Origin of the sequence: Photobacterium phosphoreum (assembly GCF_002954725.1) — a bacterium.
GTDB classification, from domain to species: domain Bacteria; phylum Pseudomonadota; class Gammaproteobacteria; order Enterobacterales; family Vibrionaceae; genus Photobacterium; species Photobacterium phosphoreum.
In genome coordinates this window covers 2,157,978-2,171,292 of record NZ_MSCQ01000001.1, presented here as the reverse complement: position 1 = coordinate 2,171,292, position 13,315 = coordinate 2,157,978, and the positions used below count along the sequence as shown (strand labels likewise).

Here is a 13,315-nt window from a genome sequence, read left to right as displayed (position 1 = left end):
TGTTGATTTTACTGGGTTAATGCATCAAGTCCAGCAAAGTAAAGGTTTTTACCGGACTTAATGTTGAATTCGTCGTTAGGATCTAATTACTGACGTGCGAGACGGAAATTATCACTAGGGGTTTTGCCCATATTGGTACGGTATGGATTAATATCTAAACCGCCACGACGAGTATAACGCGCATAAACCGTCAGTGATTCAGGCTGACAAAAACGCATAATGTCGTTAAAAATACGCTCAACGCATTGTTCGTGGAATTCATTGTGATTACGGAATGACACGATGTAACGCAGTAATTTTTCACGATCAATACGATTACCTTTATAGGCAATACGAACACTGCCCCAATCGGGTTGATTAGTGATTAAGCAGTTTGATTTTAAAAGATGACTATGAACAATTTCTTCGACGATATCGTTATTATCTGCAGCACCCTCAAGGTATTCAGGCTTGAAACTGTAGTCACTAATTTCAATATCTTGATCGTCAATACATTCACCAAAGAAATTAACAATCGGTTGATCATTAAAATCAGTTAGCGGTTGAATAGTGACATCAACATCTTCACCAGCACAACGTGATAGATCAATTTGCAGGGTATCTGCGATATCTTGCCAGCTATCAAAGTGAGTTTGGTTGAAGCTGTTAAGGTACAGTTTGAACGATTTTGATTCAATAAGGTTAGGGCTTGATGCTGGTAAACGTACTTCACCAATAGCAACTTGTGGTAAGCCTTTTTTATTGAGCCAAGATAATTCGTATAATGTCCAAATATCATAGCCAGTGAATGGCAGTGCATCATCGCTGATATTAATATCGGTACGGTTTAGGCTTCTTGGAACAGGTTGCAGTAGCGATGGATCGTACTGATCTTTATACTCTGTCTTTTTGCCAAGGGTTAAACCAGCTAATTCTTTAGCGTCTTTATATTTACTCATACTGTCTATGACACTCTTGGATTAGAATAGATGTCCGTCGAAACGGCTTAAACCTAAAGTTTACTGAATCTTTTATGAGGTTGCGAATGAATCATCCTGTTACCAGCGCTTTATCTGATTTTTCTGCTCGTTATTTACAAGCATGGTGTGATGCAGATCGCGGTTTTCCTGTAAGTGAGCATTTAGTTGGGCTTATTTCACCATGTGTCGTTGTTGATGACGATCAAAATGTGACTTGGAAACCGATTGAACGCCAACCTATAATTAGCCTAGAAGGGGTCGAAAAAGGCATGGATTTATCACTTTATAGTGATATCAATGCTTTTTATGGATCGCAATATAGCGGTGATATGAGCGCTATGTTTGGTGATTTATCTTTGGATTTATTACAGGTATTTAATGATGACGATCTTGAACTGTTACAACAAAATATTTTAGGGCATTTAGTAACTCAACGTCGAATGAAACTTAAACCGACAGTCTTTATTGCCGTTGTCGATGATGAATCACAAGTGATTTCTATTTGTAATATGACAGGTCACGTAGTGTTAGAAACATTGGGTAAAGATACTCGCCAAGTGTTAGCAAATGATGTAGTGACGTTCTTACAGCAATTGCAGCCATTAGTGACAGAGGAATAAATTGTGTTTGTTGTTGAGCTACAATTTGAATGTTTTGATAACACAACGTTATCGCAAGTAGATATTGCTATTAATGGCTTAATGGATGCACTGCGTTATAACGGCCAAGTGCTTGGGCGTGAATTTCCTGTTGTTATTGATGATGGTATCTTTCGAGTGCGGGTAGTGTGTCCTGATAAAGAAAGTTTACATTCTCGCTATAATAGCCCTCAAGTGACCCAGTGTTATGAGCAATTAACGTTAGCGTGTTTGCTGGCACCAAAAATGAAAATATTAGGGGTTGACCTTAATTCAGACTCGGTTGCTGAAAGTTTTTCACCCTCATGGCAAGTGCTATATACCACCTATGTTCATAGTTGTTCCCCGCTTCGTAGTGGCGATACATTATTGCCAATCCCGTTATATCAAACCGGAGCAACAACTGACGGTGATTATAAAGCGATTATTAAGTGGCAAACAGAATGGCAAGCCTTTGATGAAATTCAAATGGCCATCAAAAGTCCAGCAGCCGTTAACATGGCATTAGCTGAAATTGGTGATGTAAGCAGTGAATTGTTTGTTCGCGGACGCGAATTATGTCGTCATATCGAAACCACCACTGAGGTGCCAACCTATTATTATCAATACCGTGTTGGTGGTGAAAGTAAAGCGGCTGAATTAGCCCGTCGATGCCCAAGTTGTGGTGGCGAATGGCGAGTGCCAGAAGCGCTGCATGGACTGTTCCATTTTAAATGTGATCGTTGTCGAATTGTATCTAATATGTCGTGGAATTTTCAATAATATAAAAAAGCACCTTTAATTCAGGTGCTTTTTTTATCGCTAACCGTTAGCCTCTAATCGTGCCAAACGTGTTGAGAGTGCAAGTACTTGTTGTTCAAGTTGTTCAATGCGTTGGTCTGCGGTTAATACGCGTTGTTGTTTTTCTATGTGTGGTACTTTGGCATTTTTTTGCCATGCTTGTAGGGCTTTTATAATCACAGGAATCGGTAATGGTGTTGTTAGGCGAGCCTTAATCAGTGCTATTGATGGTTGTTTATTATCAGCCACTAAGCTTGCTATCGCCTGTTCTATTTCTTGAGTGATGGTTGACATCCTTTATCCTTGATAAACGTAGTGATTATTTTCGAAGTAAAGTATCTAATTGATCAATGACTTCACTCCAATCAGCATCTTGTTGTTGTGCTTCATTGATAAATTGCTGTTGGGCAGGAGCAAAAAAGGGCGCTTCAGCTAATTTTTGTGATGGTGTTAATGAATGAGTATGTAAAAAATACTCAATAAAGTCGGTTGAGTTATCTAAGCCTAATTGACTGAATAAATTAGCCAAATTATGGTTGAATGCTTCCATCTCGATTCCTTCTTTAGCAATGTATTCTCTCTTTGTGAGTATAGTGGATATCAGAATAAATAGTCACCTTAGTCAAAGTGCTAATGCTGTTGTAAGAGATCTCTCACAAAGCCGTAAGACATTGAGTGTATTGTTTGCGTACATTACTCTTTGTTAATATTTATCGTATTGATATATAACTATTATTTTGTTTTGTCACTAGATTTGATGAAAAAAAGTATCAACAAGTTTTTATCTGTAGATTGTAGATAATAAAGAAAAGCGTAATCTTAATGGTGTCGGAAGGAACTGACACAACGGAACAGGAAAGCGCCACGGATACAGGCAGTCTCAGGATGAGATACTGGTAAACTAGGATGGTTTATCGGACATGGAATGTAAAGGGAACACCGTAGGATGCGGTAAAAAAGGTAAGTAGGATGTTTACCTGTCAGGAAGACTAGGATAACTTCAGGACGAAGTAAGGAACACCTCTAGGATTGAGGCATAAAGGATCACTTCAGGATGAAGTAAAGGACACCTCCGGGAAGGAGATGAGAGTCAGAACAGGATGTGATGACGGGTTAGGATGGCCATAGGAACAACTTCGGGATGAAGTACAAAGGATAATGCTGACGGAACACAGCAGTCAAAGGATGGATGCAGGGAGCAACATAGTAGCGGGATAGCTGCACGTAAGACCTAAGGGCGCGACGAAAGTCGCGCCCTCTCTTTTTTTGCGATACTCAATGAAATTTGCTGCATTAGAGTAGGGCTAAATTTGATTCTTTCAGAGGAGTTTGCTTTTATTCGCACCTCGCACCTCGCACCTCGCACCTCGCACCTCGCACCTCGCACCATATCTATCTGTCTAATAACGATATTTTGCTATATATGAATAAATGTGATAACTCGTGAATGGCTTTTGACTACTTACTGTGTGCGAGATCTCTTACAAACCTGTGGGAGATAAGCATTACAATTGTGACTATATATCTATGCTTTTTGCGTAACTATATGTTTAATAATGTTTTAGTTATATATGTACATAAATTTTCATAAAAACAAAAAAAACACATTTTGCAAGATATAGGATTTAGGCGATAACTCGCATAATATTAACAGTGTCGAAAGGATACGGCACAACGGATACAGACAGTCTCAGGATGAGATACTGGTAAGCTAGGATGGTTTATCGGACATGGAATGTGAAGGGAACACCGTAGGATGCGGTAACAAAGGTAAGCAGGATGTTTACCTGTCAGGAAGACTAGGATCACTTCAGGACGAAGCAAGGAACACCTCTAGGATTGAGGCATAAAGGATCACTTCAGGATGAAGTAAAGGACACCTCCAGGAAGGAGATGAGAGTCAGAACAGGATGTGATGACGGGTTAGGATGGCCATAGGAACAACTTCAGGATGAAGTACAAAGGACAATGCTGACGGAACACAGCAATCAAAGGATGGATGCAGGGAGCAACATAGTAGCGGGATAGCTGCAAATAAGACCTAAGGGCGCGACGAAAGTCGCGCCCGCTCTTTTTTGTACGATCCTCAAAGAAGTTTGATGCATTACAGTAGGGATAAATTTGATTCTTTCAGGGGATTTGCTTTTATTCGCACCTCGCACCTCGCACCTCGCACCTCGCACCTCGCACCTCGCACCTCGCACTAAATACTCCGATTGTTATTGATAATTAATGGCTTTTTTCTATTGGTATTGTGAGAGATCTCTTACAAGTGTGTAGGATTTTTTCGTTATTGGTATCAATAAATGGTCATTGGAAAGCATTAAAATCGTTATTTATCAATACATTGTATTTGTGTGAGCTTTTGTTAATAAATGTAATTGATAATTAATAGAATATTTATTATTGCGTCATTTTTATGGTGAGGTAATATATTGTCATCAGCTGGAGCTGACAAGGATTAAGGAACAGCCACGGAGTTGGCCGCTCAGGAAGAGCACATAGGTGATATGGATTAATCATCGAGCTAGGATGCATGGGCTTCTCTGGGATAGAGAGCCTATAGATAGGATATCTATTAGTCAGGATGACAATATTCTAGGATGGGATAGGGAACTCTTCAAAACGAAGTTAGGATGACTTCTAATGAAGTAAAGGACACCTCCTTTCTGGAGAGAGAGTCAGTGTTGGATATGCTGATGGGTCAGGGATTACCGAAGAATGACTTCTAGGATGAAGTTGAGATTTACCTGGGGATTTAAGTATATCAAGGATTGATAGCAGGGAGCACGACAGTAGCTGGATTGCTGCAAAAGTAATATCTAAGGGCGTGACAATATTTATTGTCGCGCCCATTCTTTTTTGGGGCTAGCAAAATTAATAATCGCAGCCTTCTGGAATACGGTGCGGCGGTACATAAAAATAGCTCGCACGTAAACGTTTCATTTCAATATAACCTTGATAGACATCCATACCATCAGATGAAAACTCAAACACAAACACTGTCCGCCATCCCCATTCACCGTGATGATCTTTGAGTTTTTGCTCACCTCGAGCAAAACTGATCATCTGCAAGCCCATATTTTTGCAACGTTGCTCAATATAATACTGTGCTAATTCAGTTTGACGCCGTTGTTGCCAAAATAAAAAGCCGATAATAGCAATAATTAAAATGCCGAACAGATTATCCATATAATAAACAGCTCCTTAGAGATAATAAATGCTATTAGTGATTCTTAGCATGGTGTTGTAGTTTTTGAATCGCATCGATCAGTGCTGGATCCGCTTGGCCATGGAGTATTTGTAGCATGATGCCACGTAATAATGGTTGCATGACGAGATCAGTAAATAATTGGTTAAACAAGGTTTGATCTTGGGTTTCAGCTAAACGCAGTAAAAAGAGTGATGCAATATTGGTATCAGTAAAACCACTCCAACAACGGCCAGCAATCGCGACTAATACTTCTGGATGGCATAGTGACGGTTGATTTAATAGTGTGGTCAAGGTGTATTGTAATTGCTGGGGTTTACTACCAGCAAGCGCGCGAACTAAAGCCGCAATTAAAAATAGGTCAGGGTGTTGTTGTTGGCATTCGACCGTTAATCGCTCGGTTATACGTAGGGCTAGAGGCTCAGGTAGCGAGCAATGTTCCAAACAGCCTAATAATGCATACAGTGGCGTCATTGGAAGGTGGTTGAGCGCTTTACGTAAGTAAGTGGCGTTATTATGTTGAGACATACGAGCGCAGATATCAGCTAATCCCTGCAAGCCAATATGTTGCCATTGCTGCCAATCTTGTTGATCTGCTAAATAAGCTTGCGCATCAGCATAATATTGACTGGCCGGTAAATTAAGTAATACCCGTAGTTGGGCGTTAAAAATTGCCATCTTGTCGTCATTGGGTTTAAATGTGTAAGGATTATTGGCGAGCTTTTGTTGTTCTTCTTCGGTTGGGGTAGTGTTTAAACTTGCGCCCATCGCCTCAATAACATACTTAATAAAATCACCGACAGCAGCTTGTTTTAGTAGCCCACGCTCATCTAACGGTAATCGTAAAAACCAGACCCAAGGTGGTTGCTGATGTTGCCAAAATGAAATCGCAATATGTGCATGCTGCTGAAGTGGCCACGGATAAGGCTGACGGTTTTCTTCAACCGCTTTAAATTGGTCGCTATTAATTTCATTAACGCGACGACCCAAATCAAAAATATTATAACGACACCCTGCGTTATCAAGTAATTGGGTTAAAGTATGAAACGTTTCCATGGACATAATAAATAAAGCTCCTTTAATCAGCTCATCAGTATAACGAGTAGCATTAGCTCAGCATACCTGTGAATAGATCGCTAATCACCATAATATAGTTGGGGTGGTTGAACTGAAATGCTATCCTGCGCCGTTTTTATTATCAACAAAGAGGGGTTATGGTGGATAAGTATCATCAAAGTCAGCAATTACTCACTCAATTAGAAAATATTCTACAACATCACCAATATTGGGAAACGATGACTCCAGAGCCACAAGCTTTGGCTAGCGTTGAACCTTTTGCGATTGATACCTTGGCTTGCCATCAATGGCTCCAATGGGTTTTTATTCCTAAATTACGTTATTTAATATTACAGCGATTACCATTACCCACTCAGTTTGCTATTTCTCCTTATGTTGAAGAAGCGATGAAAAATCAGCGTGGAATGGTAGATATTGTGGCGACTGTGCGTGAAATTGATCAATTGTTTAAACACTAAGTGAGCAGAATGGAACTGGAAATTTTATACCAAGATGATGCGTTAATTGCAGTTAATAAACCTGCAGGCATGTTGGTTCATCGTTCTTGGTTAGATAGCCATGAAACTGTGTTTGTGGTGCAAACATTGCGTGATCAAATTGGTCAGCATGTGTTTCCATTGCACCGTTTAGATAGGCCAACATCAGGGGTGCTTTTATTTGGCTTATCCAGTGAGATCGCAGCAATGATGATGCCAGTCTTTGCCGGTCGAGAAATGCATAAAACCTATCATGCGGTTGTGAGGGGCTGGATCAAAGAAGCGGCAGTATTAGATTATCCGCTTAAAGTGATGTTAGATAAAATTGCAGATAAAAAAGCAACCGAAGACAAAGAACCTCAAGCGGCCGTTACAGCCTATGCGCCGTTAGCCACGGTAGAAACTGATATTGCAGTAGGGCGTTATGCGACCAGCCGTTATAGCTTAATCGAGCTGCAACCAGAAACTGGACGGAAACACCAATTACGCCGTCATATGCACCATTTAGACCATCATATGATTGGTGATGTTAACTATGGTGATGGTAAGCATAATCGTATGTTCCGTGAAAATCTTGATTGTCATCGCTTGATGCTGCATGCGTCGCGATTACAATTTAATCATCCGCTCACTGGTGCCGTAATTGATATTCGCGCTGATGTGGATGATGTCTGGCAGCGTGTTATGACCACCTTTAATTGGTCACCTTCATTGCTGTTAGGTGCGTAATATAAAACAATGATCAATGGTTATGAATGGGCGGTAGTGCAAAATTATCAGCTTAATATCATACCAGTACTTGCTTTTCTTTAGCGTAGTTGCCAGATTGGTAGTAGTCCCTTATTGAGGACGTCTTACAGCAAAGGAGAGCGGACAATGAATAAGTTAGGCATATTTGTAGGCTCTGTATATGGTGGAGCAGAAGAGTTAGCAGAAACATTAGCAGCCAAGTTAACATCGGTACCCGTTGAGATTTTCTTTGATTCAACACTGGATGATTTTATGGCCTATGATGCTGATACGGTGTTAATCATTAGTTCGACCACAGGGCAAGGTGAGATCCCCGAAAATCTATTGCCTTTGTACGTCGCATTAAAAGATCAATTTCCGTTATTACCTAAGCAATATTATGGTGTGATTGCATTAGGTGATTCTAGTTATGGTGAAGATCGCTTTTGTGGTGCCGGACGTCAATTTGATGCGTTATTAACCGAGCTTAATTCTCAATCGGTTCAACCACGGTTAGATATTGATGCAGGGGTGAATTTTGAGCCACTAGAGGTTGCTGAGGCATGGTTTACGCAATTTGTTGCCAGTGTAGAGCAAGCTGCGGCATAACACGATTGTAAATATAAAATCGGTTATTGAGTTTAAATAGAAAGTTACCCCGTTAGCCATTAACGGGGTACTAGCGTTATATATCCAAGGTATCGAGATTATTTAAGCGTGCTTACTGATCGTAATAATCAGCGTTTCGCGTAATAACTGCTGTTGCTCTTTAGTTAAGCGGCCGCCAGTATCATTGACAATAATAAAAAAGTCCTCAGCGCGTTCGCCAATAGTGGTGATTTTCGCTGCTTGTAAACTAATGTTAAGGTTTGCAAATACAGCCCCTATCTTCGCCAATAATCCTGGCATATCAAGTGCCACTAATTCCATCATCGTTTTACGTCCGGTTTTAGTTGATAGAAACTCAACTTTAGTCGGCACATTGAAGTGGAGTAATTTACGGGGGGCGCGGCGAATTTTTCGTTCAGATTTCATCGCTGTGAGTGCTTTGGTTAAATTTCGAATAATCCCCACATGACGATTTTCATTAATGGCTTTACCGTTAGGGTCGAGTACCATAAAGGTATCTAGCGTATAACCATCTTTACTGTTCATAATTTGGGCATCATGAATACTAAGATTTTTCTTATCCAGCTCAGAGACCACAATTGCAAATAGCTTGGCTTTATCTTTGCTGTAGATAAACACTTCAGTGCCGCCACGGGTCGCTTTCTTACTCATTAATATAATCGGTTTATCGCCGCTGTGCTTCAGCAATGCTTGTGCGTGCCATGCCAATTGTTTATGGGTGTGGCGTAGGAAATAATCGGCCTTAAAGCGACGCCATAACACTTCAATATCACGCGGCATAAAACCTTTACTGCGTAATACCGCAGACGCTAATTGTTGGTTGTGACGAATGCGATCGCGCATATTTGGGGTTTTCTCTAGTCCTCGACGTAACGTTTTTTGGGTTGAATAGTATAGTTCTGCTAATAAAGTACGTTTCCAGCTGTTCCATAGGTCTTGGTTAGTTGCACAGATATCAGCCACGGTTAAACAGACTAAATAATCTAAGTGTTCTTCATCACCGACTTGTTTAGCAAATTCAGCCACAACTTCAGGATCGTAAATATCACGACGTTGGGCTGTGACCGACATGAGTAAATGCTTTTGCACCAGCCATGATACGGTTTCTGCTTCTGAGTGAGGTAGCCCATGTTCGATACAAAAATCATAAGCATCAACAGCGCCTAATTCAGAGTGATCGCCACCTCGTCCTTTAGCGATGTCATGAAATATTGCCGCTAAGATTAAGATCTCTTTTTTGATAATACGTGGATAAACTTCACAACAAATAGGGTGTTGCGAATGATGATTGGGATCGTTGAATTTATGCAGATTCTTAATCACTCGAATACTGTGTTCATCGACGGTATAAACATGAAATAAATCAAACTGCATTTGCCCAACAATGTGACTCCATTGAGGTAAGTAGGCCGCAATAACCCCGTGACGATGCATTAATTGAAATGCTTTTTGAAGGGCGTTGGGTTGGCGAACTAATTCCATGAATTTTTCACGAGCCGCTGGGATTTCAATCAGAAAACGATTGAGTCGACGCCTAGCGGTGCGTAATTGGCGTAATGTTGGCGCGGCAATACCTTCGATATCAGAATTCTGTGCAATGTGAAGAAACATATCCAAAATAGTTTCTGGCCGTGCTTGAAATAACGCAGGCTTGGTGGCCTCGATTAAATGACCGCGTAATTGAAAATCATCATTGAGCACAATGGGTTCTTGGCGAGTGTCGGGTTTAATGATTGCTTCATCAAACAGCTGTAATAACATTTTATTGAGCTCAGCGACACGGCGTAAAATGCGATAAAAAGCTTTCATCATCATTTCAACCGCCTGATTACCTTCACCATGAAAATCAAGAAGCTCGGCAACGGAGGGTTGGTGATCAAAAGTGAGACGATTGTCATAGCGGCGTAGTTCGATGTGGAGCGCAAATCGAATTCGCCATAATGCATTTTGACATTCAACCAGCTCACGGTATTCCGCATCGGTTAAAAAGCCATGATGACTCATTTCTAATAAGCTGGTGGCCCCGAAGTGACGCCGCGCCACCCAACTTAACGTATGAATATCACGCAACCCGCCGGGGCTTGATTTAATATCGGGTTCAAGGTTATAGGTAGTGTCATGGTAACGCGCATGGCGTACTCGTTGCTCTTCAATTTTGGCTTGATAAAATGTTTCACTGGGCCAAAATTGAGGCGAATTAATCGCAACGGTTAATTGATGAAAGGTTTGTTGATTACCACATAAGAATCGTGATTCAGTTAAATTGGTCGCGACAGTCAGATCATCTTTGCCGACGGCAATACATTCTTCAACGGTACGAACACTTTGACCGACTTCTAAGCGTAAATCCCATAGTAATGTTATTAGGGCGCTGACATTGGTTGCGACAGCGTCTTCTAATGGGTGTTGACTTAATATCAGCAGGTCAACATCAGACAGTGGGTGCAGTTCGCCGCGACCATAACCGCCAACCGCAATTAATGCTAAATCAGGCTGTTGTTCAAACTCATAAAAACGCCATAATCGAATCAGTAATTGATCGATAAAATGACTGCGATCTGTGACTAAATCGACAATTGATTTCTGTTGTTTGAATTGTAGTTTTTGCTCTTCAGCAAAATGGTTAAGGGCGGCGCGTAAACCGTCGAGAGTAATCGCATCGTCGAGGTAATCAGAAAGTTGAGTCGCTAAAATGTCTGTCATTGCTGTCCGTGCGGTAATAGTATCTTATCTTCACTATAACCATTTCGAATCGTGAACTGTATCGCTAGATATAAAAAAACCGACACAGGAGGTCGGTTTTTTGATGTCGGCATGTGCAACAAGTGCAAATGGCGAATTATGCGTTGTGCATTAAGCGTGGCAAGGTTTCTTCTTGACGTAATGTTAAGATTTCACAACCATCTTTGGTTACTAGCAGTGTGTGTTCCCACTGTGCAGATTTTTTACCGTCAACAGTGTAAACCGTCCAACCATCTTGCTCGTCTGATTCACAGCTAAATTTACCAGCGTTAATCATTGGCTCGATAGTGAAACACATGCCTTCTTTCATAACCGTACGGTCACTATTTTTGTAGTGAACCACTTGTGGCTCTTCATGGAATTCGTTACCAATACCATGACCACAGTAATCTTTCACGATAGAAAAACGGCTGCTACCTGCTTTGATGAATTTTTGAATGGCAGTACCAAGATCGCCAATTTTCGCGCCAGGTTTTACTTTTTTGATTGCTAAATAAAGGCTTTCTTGAGCAACGCGACAAAGGCGTTTGTCTTCAAGAGATACTTCACCTACTTCAAACATCTTTGAAGTATCACCGTGGTAACCATCTTTAATCACTGTCACGTCAATATTAATGATGTCGCCATCTTTTAATACTGCGGGCTTGTTATATTTGCCATTAGCTTCTACAACAATTTCATCTTCTGATGCAGGAATACCATGGCAAACAACGTGGTTAATTGAAGTACACACAGATTTAGGGAAGCCGTGGTAGTTCAACGGTGCTGGAATCGCTTGTTGAACTTGGGTGATGTAGTCATGACAAATTTGGTCTAGCGCTTCTGTCGTCACACCCGCCTTTACATGCGGTTCGATCATTTCTAATACGTCAGCAGCCAAACGGCCAGCAATACGCATTTTTTCAATTTCTTCAGCCGTTTTGATCTTAATGCTCATAAAATCGTCTCAATCTGTATGTTTCTGTATGTTTCTATATTACCAGCCGCAAGGGGTTAAAGGGAAGATAAGATTAGTTCTCATATCCAATTTTGACTGGATTTTATTGGCTGTTCTATGGTATAAAGCGCGCCGTAAACAGTGATTTTGTTTCTGTTATAAGCAATAATTTAACCACTCGTTGGTGAATTAATGTGTGTAATGGTGCAATTTGATTGGATTACACATACTTTTATTAATTATTCACACATATCGACACATCTGCCGGGGTGCTCAGTTATCTAGTATTAGATAACGATGGTTATACACCATCATAGGGTCGGTTTTAAGATGGGATATGTGGACGCCTAACCCCATTAGAGGATTATTCAATGGCAACTGTATCAATGCGCGACATGCTTCAGGCTGGTGTACACTTTGGTCACCAAACTCGTTACTGGAACCCAAAAATGAAGCCATTCATTTTCGGCGCTCGTAACCGTGTACACATCATCAACCTAGAAAAAACTGTACCAATGTTCAATGCAGCACTAGCTGAAATTGAAAAAATTGCTGCACGTAAAGGTAAAGTTCTTTTCGTTGGTACTAAGCGCGCAGCTAGCGAATCAATCAAAGAAGCAGCAATCAGCTGTGACCAGTACTACGTAAACAACCGTTGGTTGGGTGGTATGTTGACTAACTGGAAAACTGTTCGTCAATCAATCAAGCGTCTTAAAGAACTTGAAGCTCAATCTATTGATGGTACTTTCGACCAGCTAACCAAGAAAGAAGCGCTTATGCGTACTCGTGAAATGGAAAAGCTTGAGAAATCACTAGGTGGTATTAAGAACATGGGCGGTTTACCTGACGCAATGTTCGTAATCGGCGCTGATTGTGAGCACATCGCAATCAAAGAAGCTAACAACCTAGGTATCCCAGTATTTGCTGTTGTTGATACTAACTCTGATCCAGACGGCGTTGACTTCGTTATCCCAGGTAACGATGACGCAATCCGCGCGATTCAGCTTTACACTGGTGCTGTAGCTCAAACTGTTAAAGAAGCTCGTAACCAAGATATCGCTGTTCAAGCAGAAGAAGACGGTTTCGTAGCTGAAGCTTAATAGCTTGCTGCTTAACATAAGCATCTTAAGTTACCT

13 protein-coding genes are annotated in these 13,315 nt (G+C 40.9%); 6 read left to right on the top strand and 7 right to left on the bottom strand.

Annotated features, from left to right (window positions below; all coding sequences use genetic code 11):
* Positions 1–86: 86 nt before the first annotated feature.
* Complete coding sequence (gene queF, locus BTO21_RS09460; RefSeq protein WP_045031708.1) at positions 87–938, bottom strand: NADPH-dependent 7-cyano-7-deazaguanine reductase QueF; 852 nt, start codon at positions 936–938, stop codon at positions 87–89.
* An 86-nt stretch (positions 939–1,024) separates the two neighbouring features.
* Here queF and syd point away from each other — a divergent pair, with 86 nt between their 5' ends.
* Positions 1,025–1,579 carry a SecY-interacting protein gene (gene syd, locus BTO21_RS09455; protein WP_045031709.1) on the top strand — a complete coding sequence of 185 codons (555 nt, stop codon included), beginning with the start codon at positions 1,025–1,027 and terminating at the stop codon, positions 1,577–1,579.
* A 3-nt stretch (positions 1,580–1,582) separates the two neighbouring features.
* Positions 1,583–2,359 (top strand): Zn-ribbon-containing protein, encoded by a 777-nt coding sequence (locus BTO21_RS09450; protein ID WP_045031711.1) that lies wholly within the window; start codon positions 1,583–1,585, stop codon positions 2,357–2,359.
* 39 nt (positions 2,360–2,398) lie between these two features.
* Here BTO21_RS09450 and BTO21_RS09445 read toward each other — a convergent pair whose 3' ends face one another.
* From BTO21_RS09445 to BTO21_RS09430, 4 genes are all read right to left on the bottom strand, one after another.
* The gene (locus tag BTO21_RS09445; RefSeq protein ID WP_045031713.1) at positions 2,399–2,671 is read right to left on the bottom strand and encodes a hypothetical protein; all 273 of its coding nucleotides are present in this window, start codon (positions 2,669–2,671) and stop codon (positions 2,399–2,401) included.
* A gap of 25 nt (positions 2,672–2,696) precedes the next feature.
* Positions 2,697–2,927, bottom strand: coding sequence for a DUF2789 family protein (locus tag BTO21_RS09440; RefSeq protein WP_045031714.1), 231 nt, complete (start codon positions 2,925–2,927; stop codon positions 2,697–2,699).
* A 2,327-nt stretch (positions 2,928–5,254) separates the two neighbouring features.
* Positions 5,255–5,569: a DUF3301 domain-containing protein gene (locus BTO21_RS09435; protein ID WP_045031955.1), complete on the bottom strand. Its 315-nt coding sequence runs from the start codon at positions 5,567–5,569 to the stop codon at positions 5,255–5,257.
* 34 nt (positions 5,570–5,603) lie between these two features.
* On the bottom strand, positions 5,604–6,650 hold the full coding sequence (locus BTO21_RS09430; RefSeq protein ID WP_082056903.1) for a DUF3549 family protein: 1,047 nt from the start codon (positions 6,648–6,650) through the stop codon (positions 5,604–5,606).
* Positions 6,651–6,802: 152 nt separating this feature from the next.
* Between BTO21_RS09430 and BTO21_RS09425 the strand changes: the two genes are divergently transcribed.
* The 3 genes from BTO21_RS09425 (at position 6,803) to BTO21_RS09415 (ending at position 8,479) form a co-directional block, all read left to right on the top strand.
* Positions 6,803–7,123 carry a YqcC family protein gene (locus BTO21_RS09425; RefSeq protein WP_268830720.1) on the top strand — a complete coding sequence of 107 codons (321 nt, stop codon included), beginning with the start codon at positions 6,803–6,805 and terminating at the stop codon, positions 7,121–7,123.
* 9 nt (positions 7,124–7,132) lie between these two features.
* Positions 7,133–7,870 (top strand): tRNA pseudouridine(65) synthase TruC, encoded by a 738-nt coding sequence (gene truC, locus BTO21_RS09420; protein ID WP_045031951.1) that lies wholly within the window; start codon positions 7,133–7,135, stop codon positions 7,868–7,870.
* 147 nt (positions 7,871–8,017) lie between these two features.
* On the top strand, positions 8,018–8,479 hold the full coding sequence (locus BTO21_RS09415) for a flavodoxin (RefSeq protein WP_045031949.1): 462 nt from the start codon (positions 8,018–8,020) through the stop codon (positions 8,477–8,479).
* Between the two features lie 102 nt (positions 8,480–8,581).
* Here BTO21_RS09415 and glnD read toward each other — a convergent pair whose 3' ends face one another.
* Entirely contained in the window at positions 8,582–11,203 is a 2,622-nt protein-coding gene (gene glnD, locus BTO21_RS09410; RefSeq protein WP_045031947.1) for a bifunctional uridylyltransferase/uridylyl-removing protein GlnD, read from the bottom strand.
* Positions 11,204–11,339: 136 nt separating this feature from the next.
* A complete protein-coding gene (map, locus tag BTO21_RS09405) occupies positions 11,340–12,179 on the bottom strand; it encodes a type I methionyl aminopeptidase (RefSeq protein WP_045031945.1) in 840 nt (279 codons plus the stop codon).
* A gap of 371 nt (positions 12,180–12,550) precedes the next feature.
* Between map and rpsB the strand changes: the two genes are divergently transcribed.
* Positions 12,551–13,279: a 30S ribosomal protein S2 gene (gene rpsB / locus BTO21_RS09400; protein WP_045031944.1), complete on the top strand. Its 729-nt coding sequence runs from the start codon at positions 12,551–12,553 to the stop codon at positions 13,277–13,279.
* Positions 13,280–13,315 lie beyond the last annotated feature (36 nt).

Coding starts and splice junctions, on each gene's coding strand:
- BTO21_RS09440 (WP_045031714.1), bottom strand. CDS start 2,927: ATGGAAGCATTCAACCATAATTTGGCTAATTTATTCAGTCAATTAGGC.
- BTO21_RS09425 (WP_268830720.1), top strand. CDS start 6,803: ATGGTGGATAAGTATCATCAAAGTCAGCAATTACTCACTCAATTAGAA.
- syd (WP_045031709.1), top strand. CDS start 1,025: ATGAATCATCCTGTTACCAGCGCTTTATCTGATTTTTCTGCTCGTTAT.
- BTO21_RS09445 (WP_045031713.1), bottom strand. CDS start 2,671: ATGTCAACCATCACTCAAGAAATAGAACAGGCGATAGCAAGCTTAGTG.
- glnD (WP_045031947.1), bottom strand. CDS start 11,203: ATGACAGACATTTTAGCGACTCAACTTTCTGATTACCTCGACGATGCG.
- map (WP_045031945.1), bottom strand. CDS start 12,179: ATGAGCATTAAGATCAAAACGGCTGAAGAAATTGAAAAAATGCGTATT.
- BTO21_RS09430 (WP_082056903.1), bottom strand. CDS start 6,650: ATGTCCATGGAAACGTTTCATACTTTAACCCAATTACTTGATAACGCA.
- queF (WP_045031708.1), bottom strand. CDS start 938: ATGAGTAAATATAAAGACGCTAAAGAATTAGCTGGTTTAACCCTTGGC.
- BTO21_RS09435 (WP_045031955.1), bottom strand. CDS start 5,569: ATGGATAATCTGTTCGGCATTTTAATTATTGCTATTATCGGCTTTTTA.
- BTO21_RS09415 (WP_045031949.1), top strand. CDS start 8,018: ATGAATAAGTTAGGCATATTTGTAGGCTCTGTATATGGTGGAGCAGAA.
- truC (WP_045031951.1), top strand. CDS start 7,133: ATGGAACTGGAAATTTTATACCAAGATGATGCGTTAATTGCAGTTAAT.
- rpsB (WP_045031944.1), top strand. CDS start 12,551: ATGGCAACTGTATCAATGCGCGACATGCTTCAGGCTGGTGTACACTTT.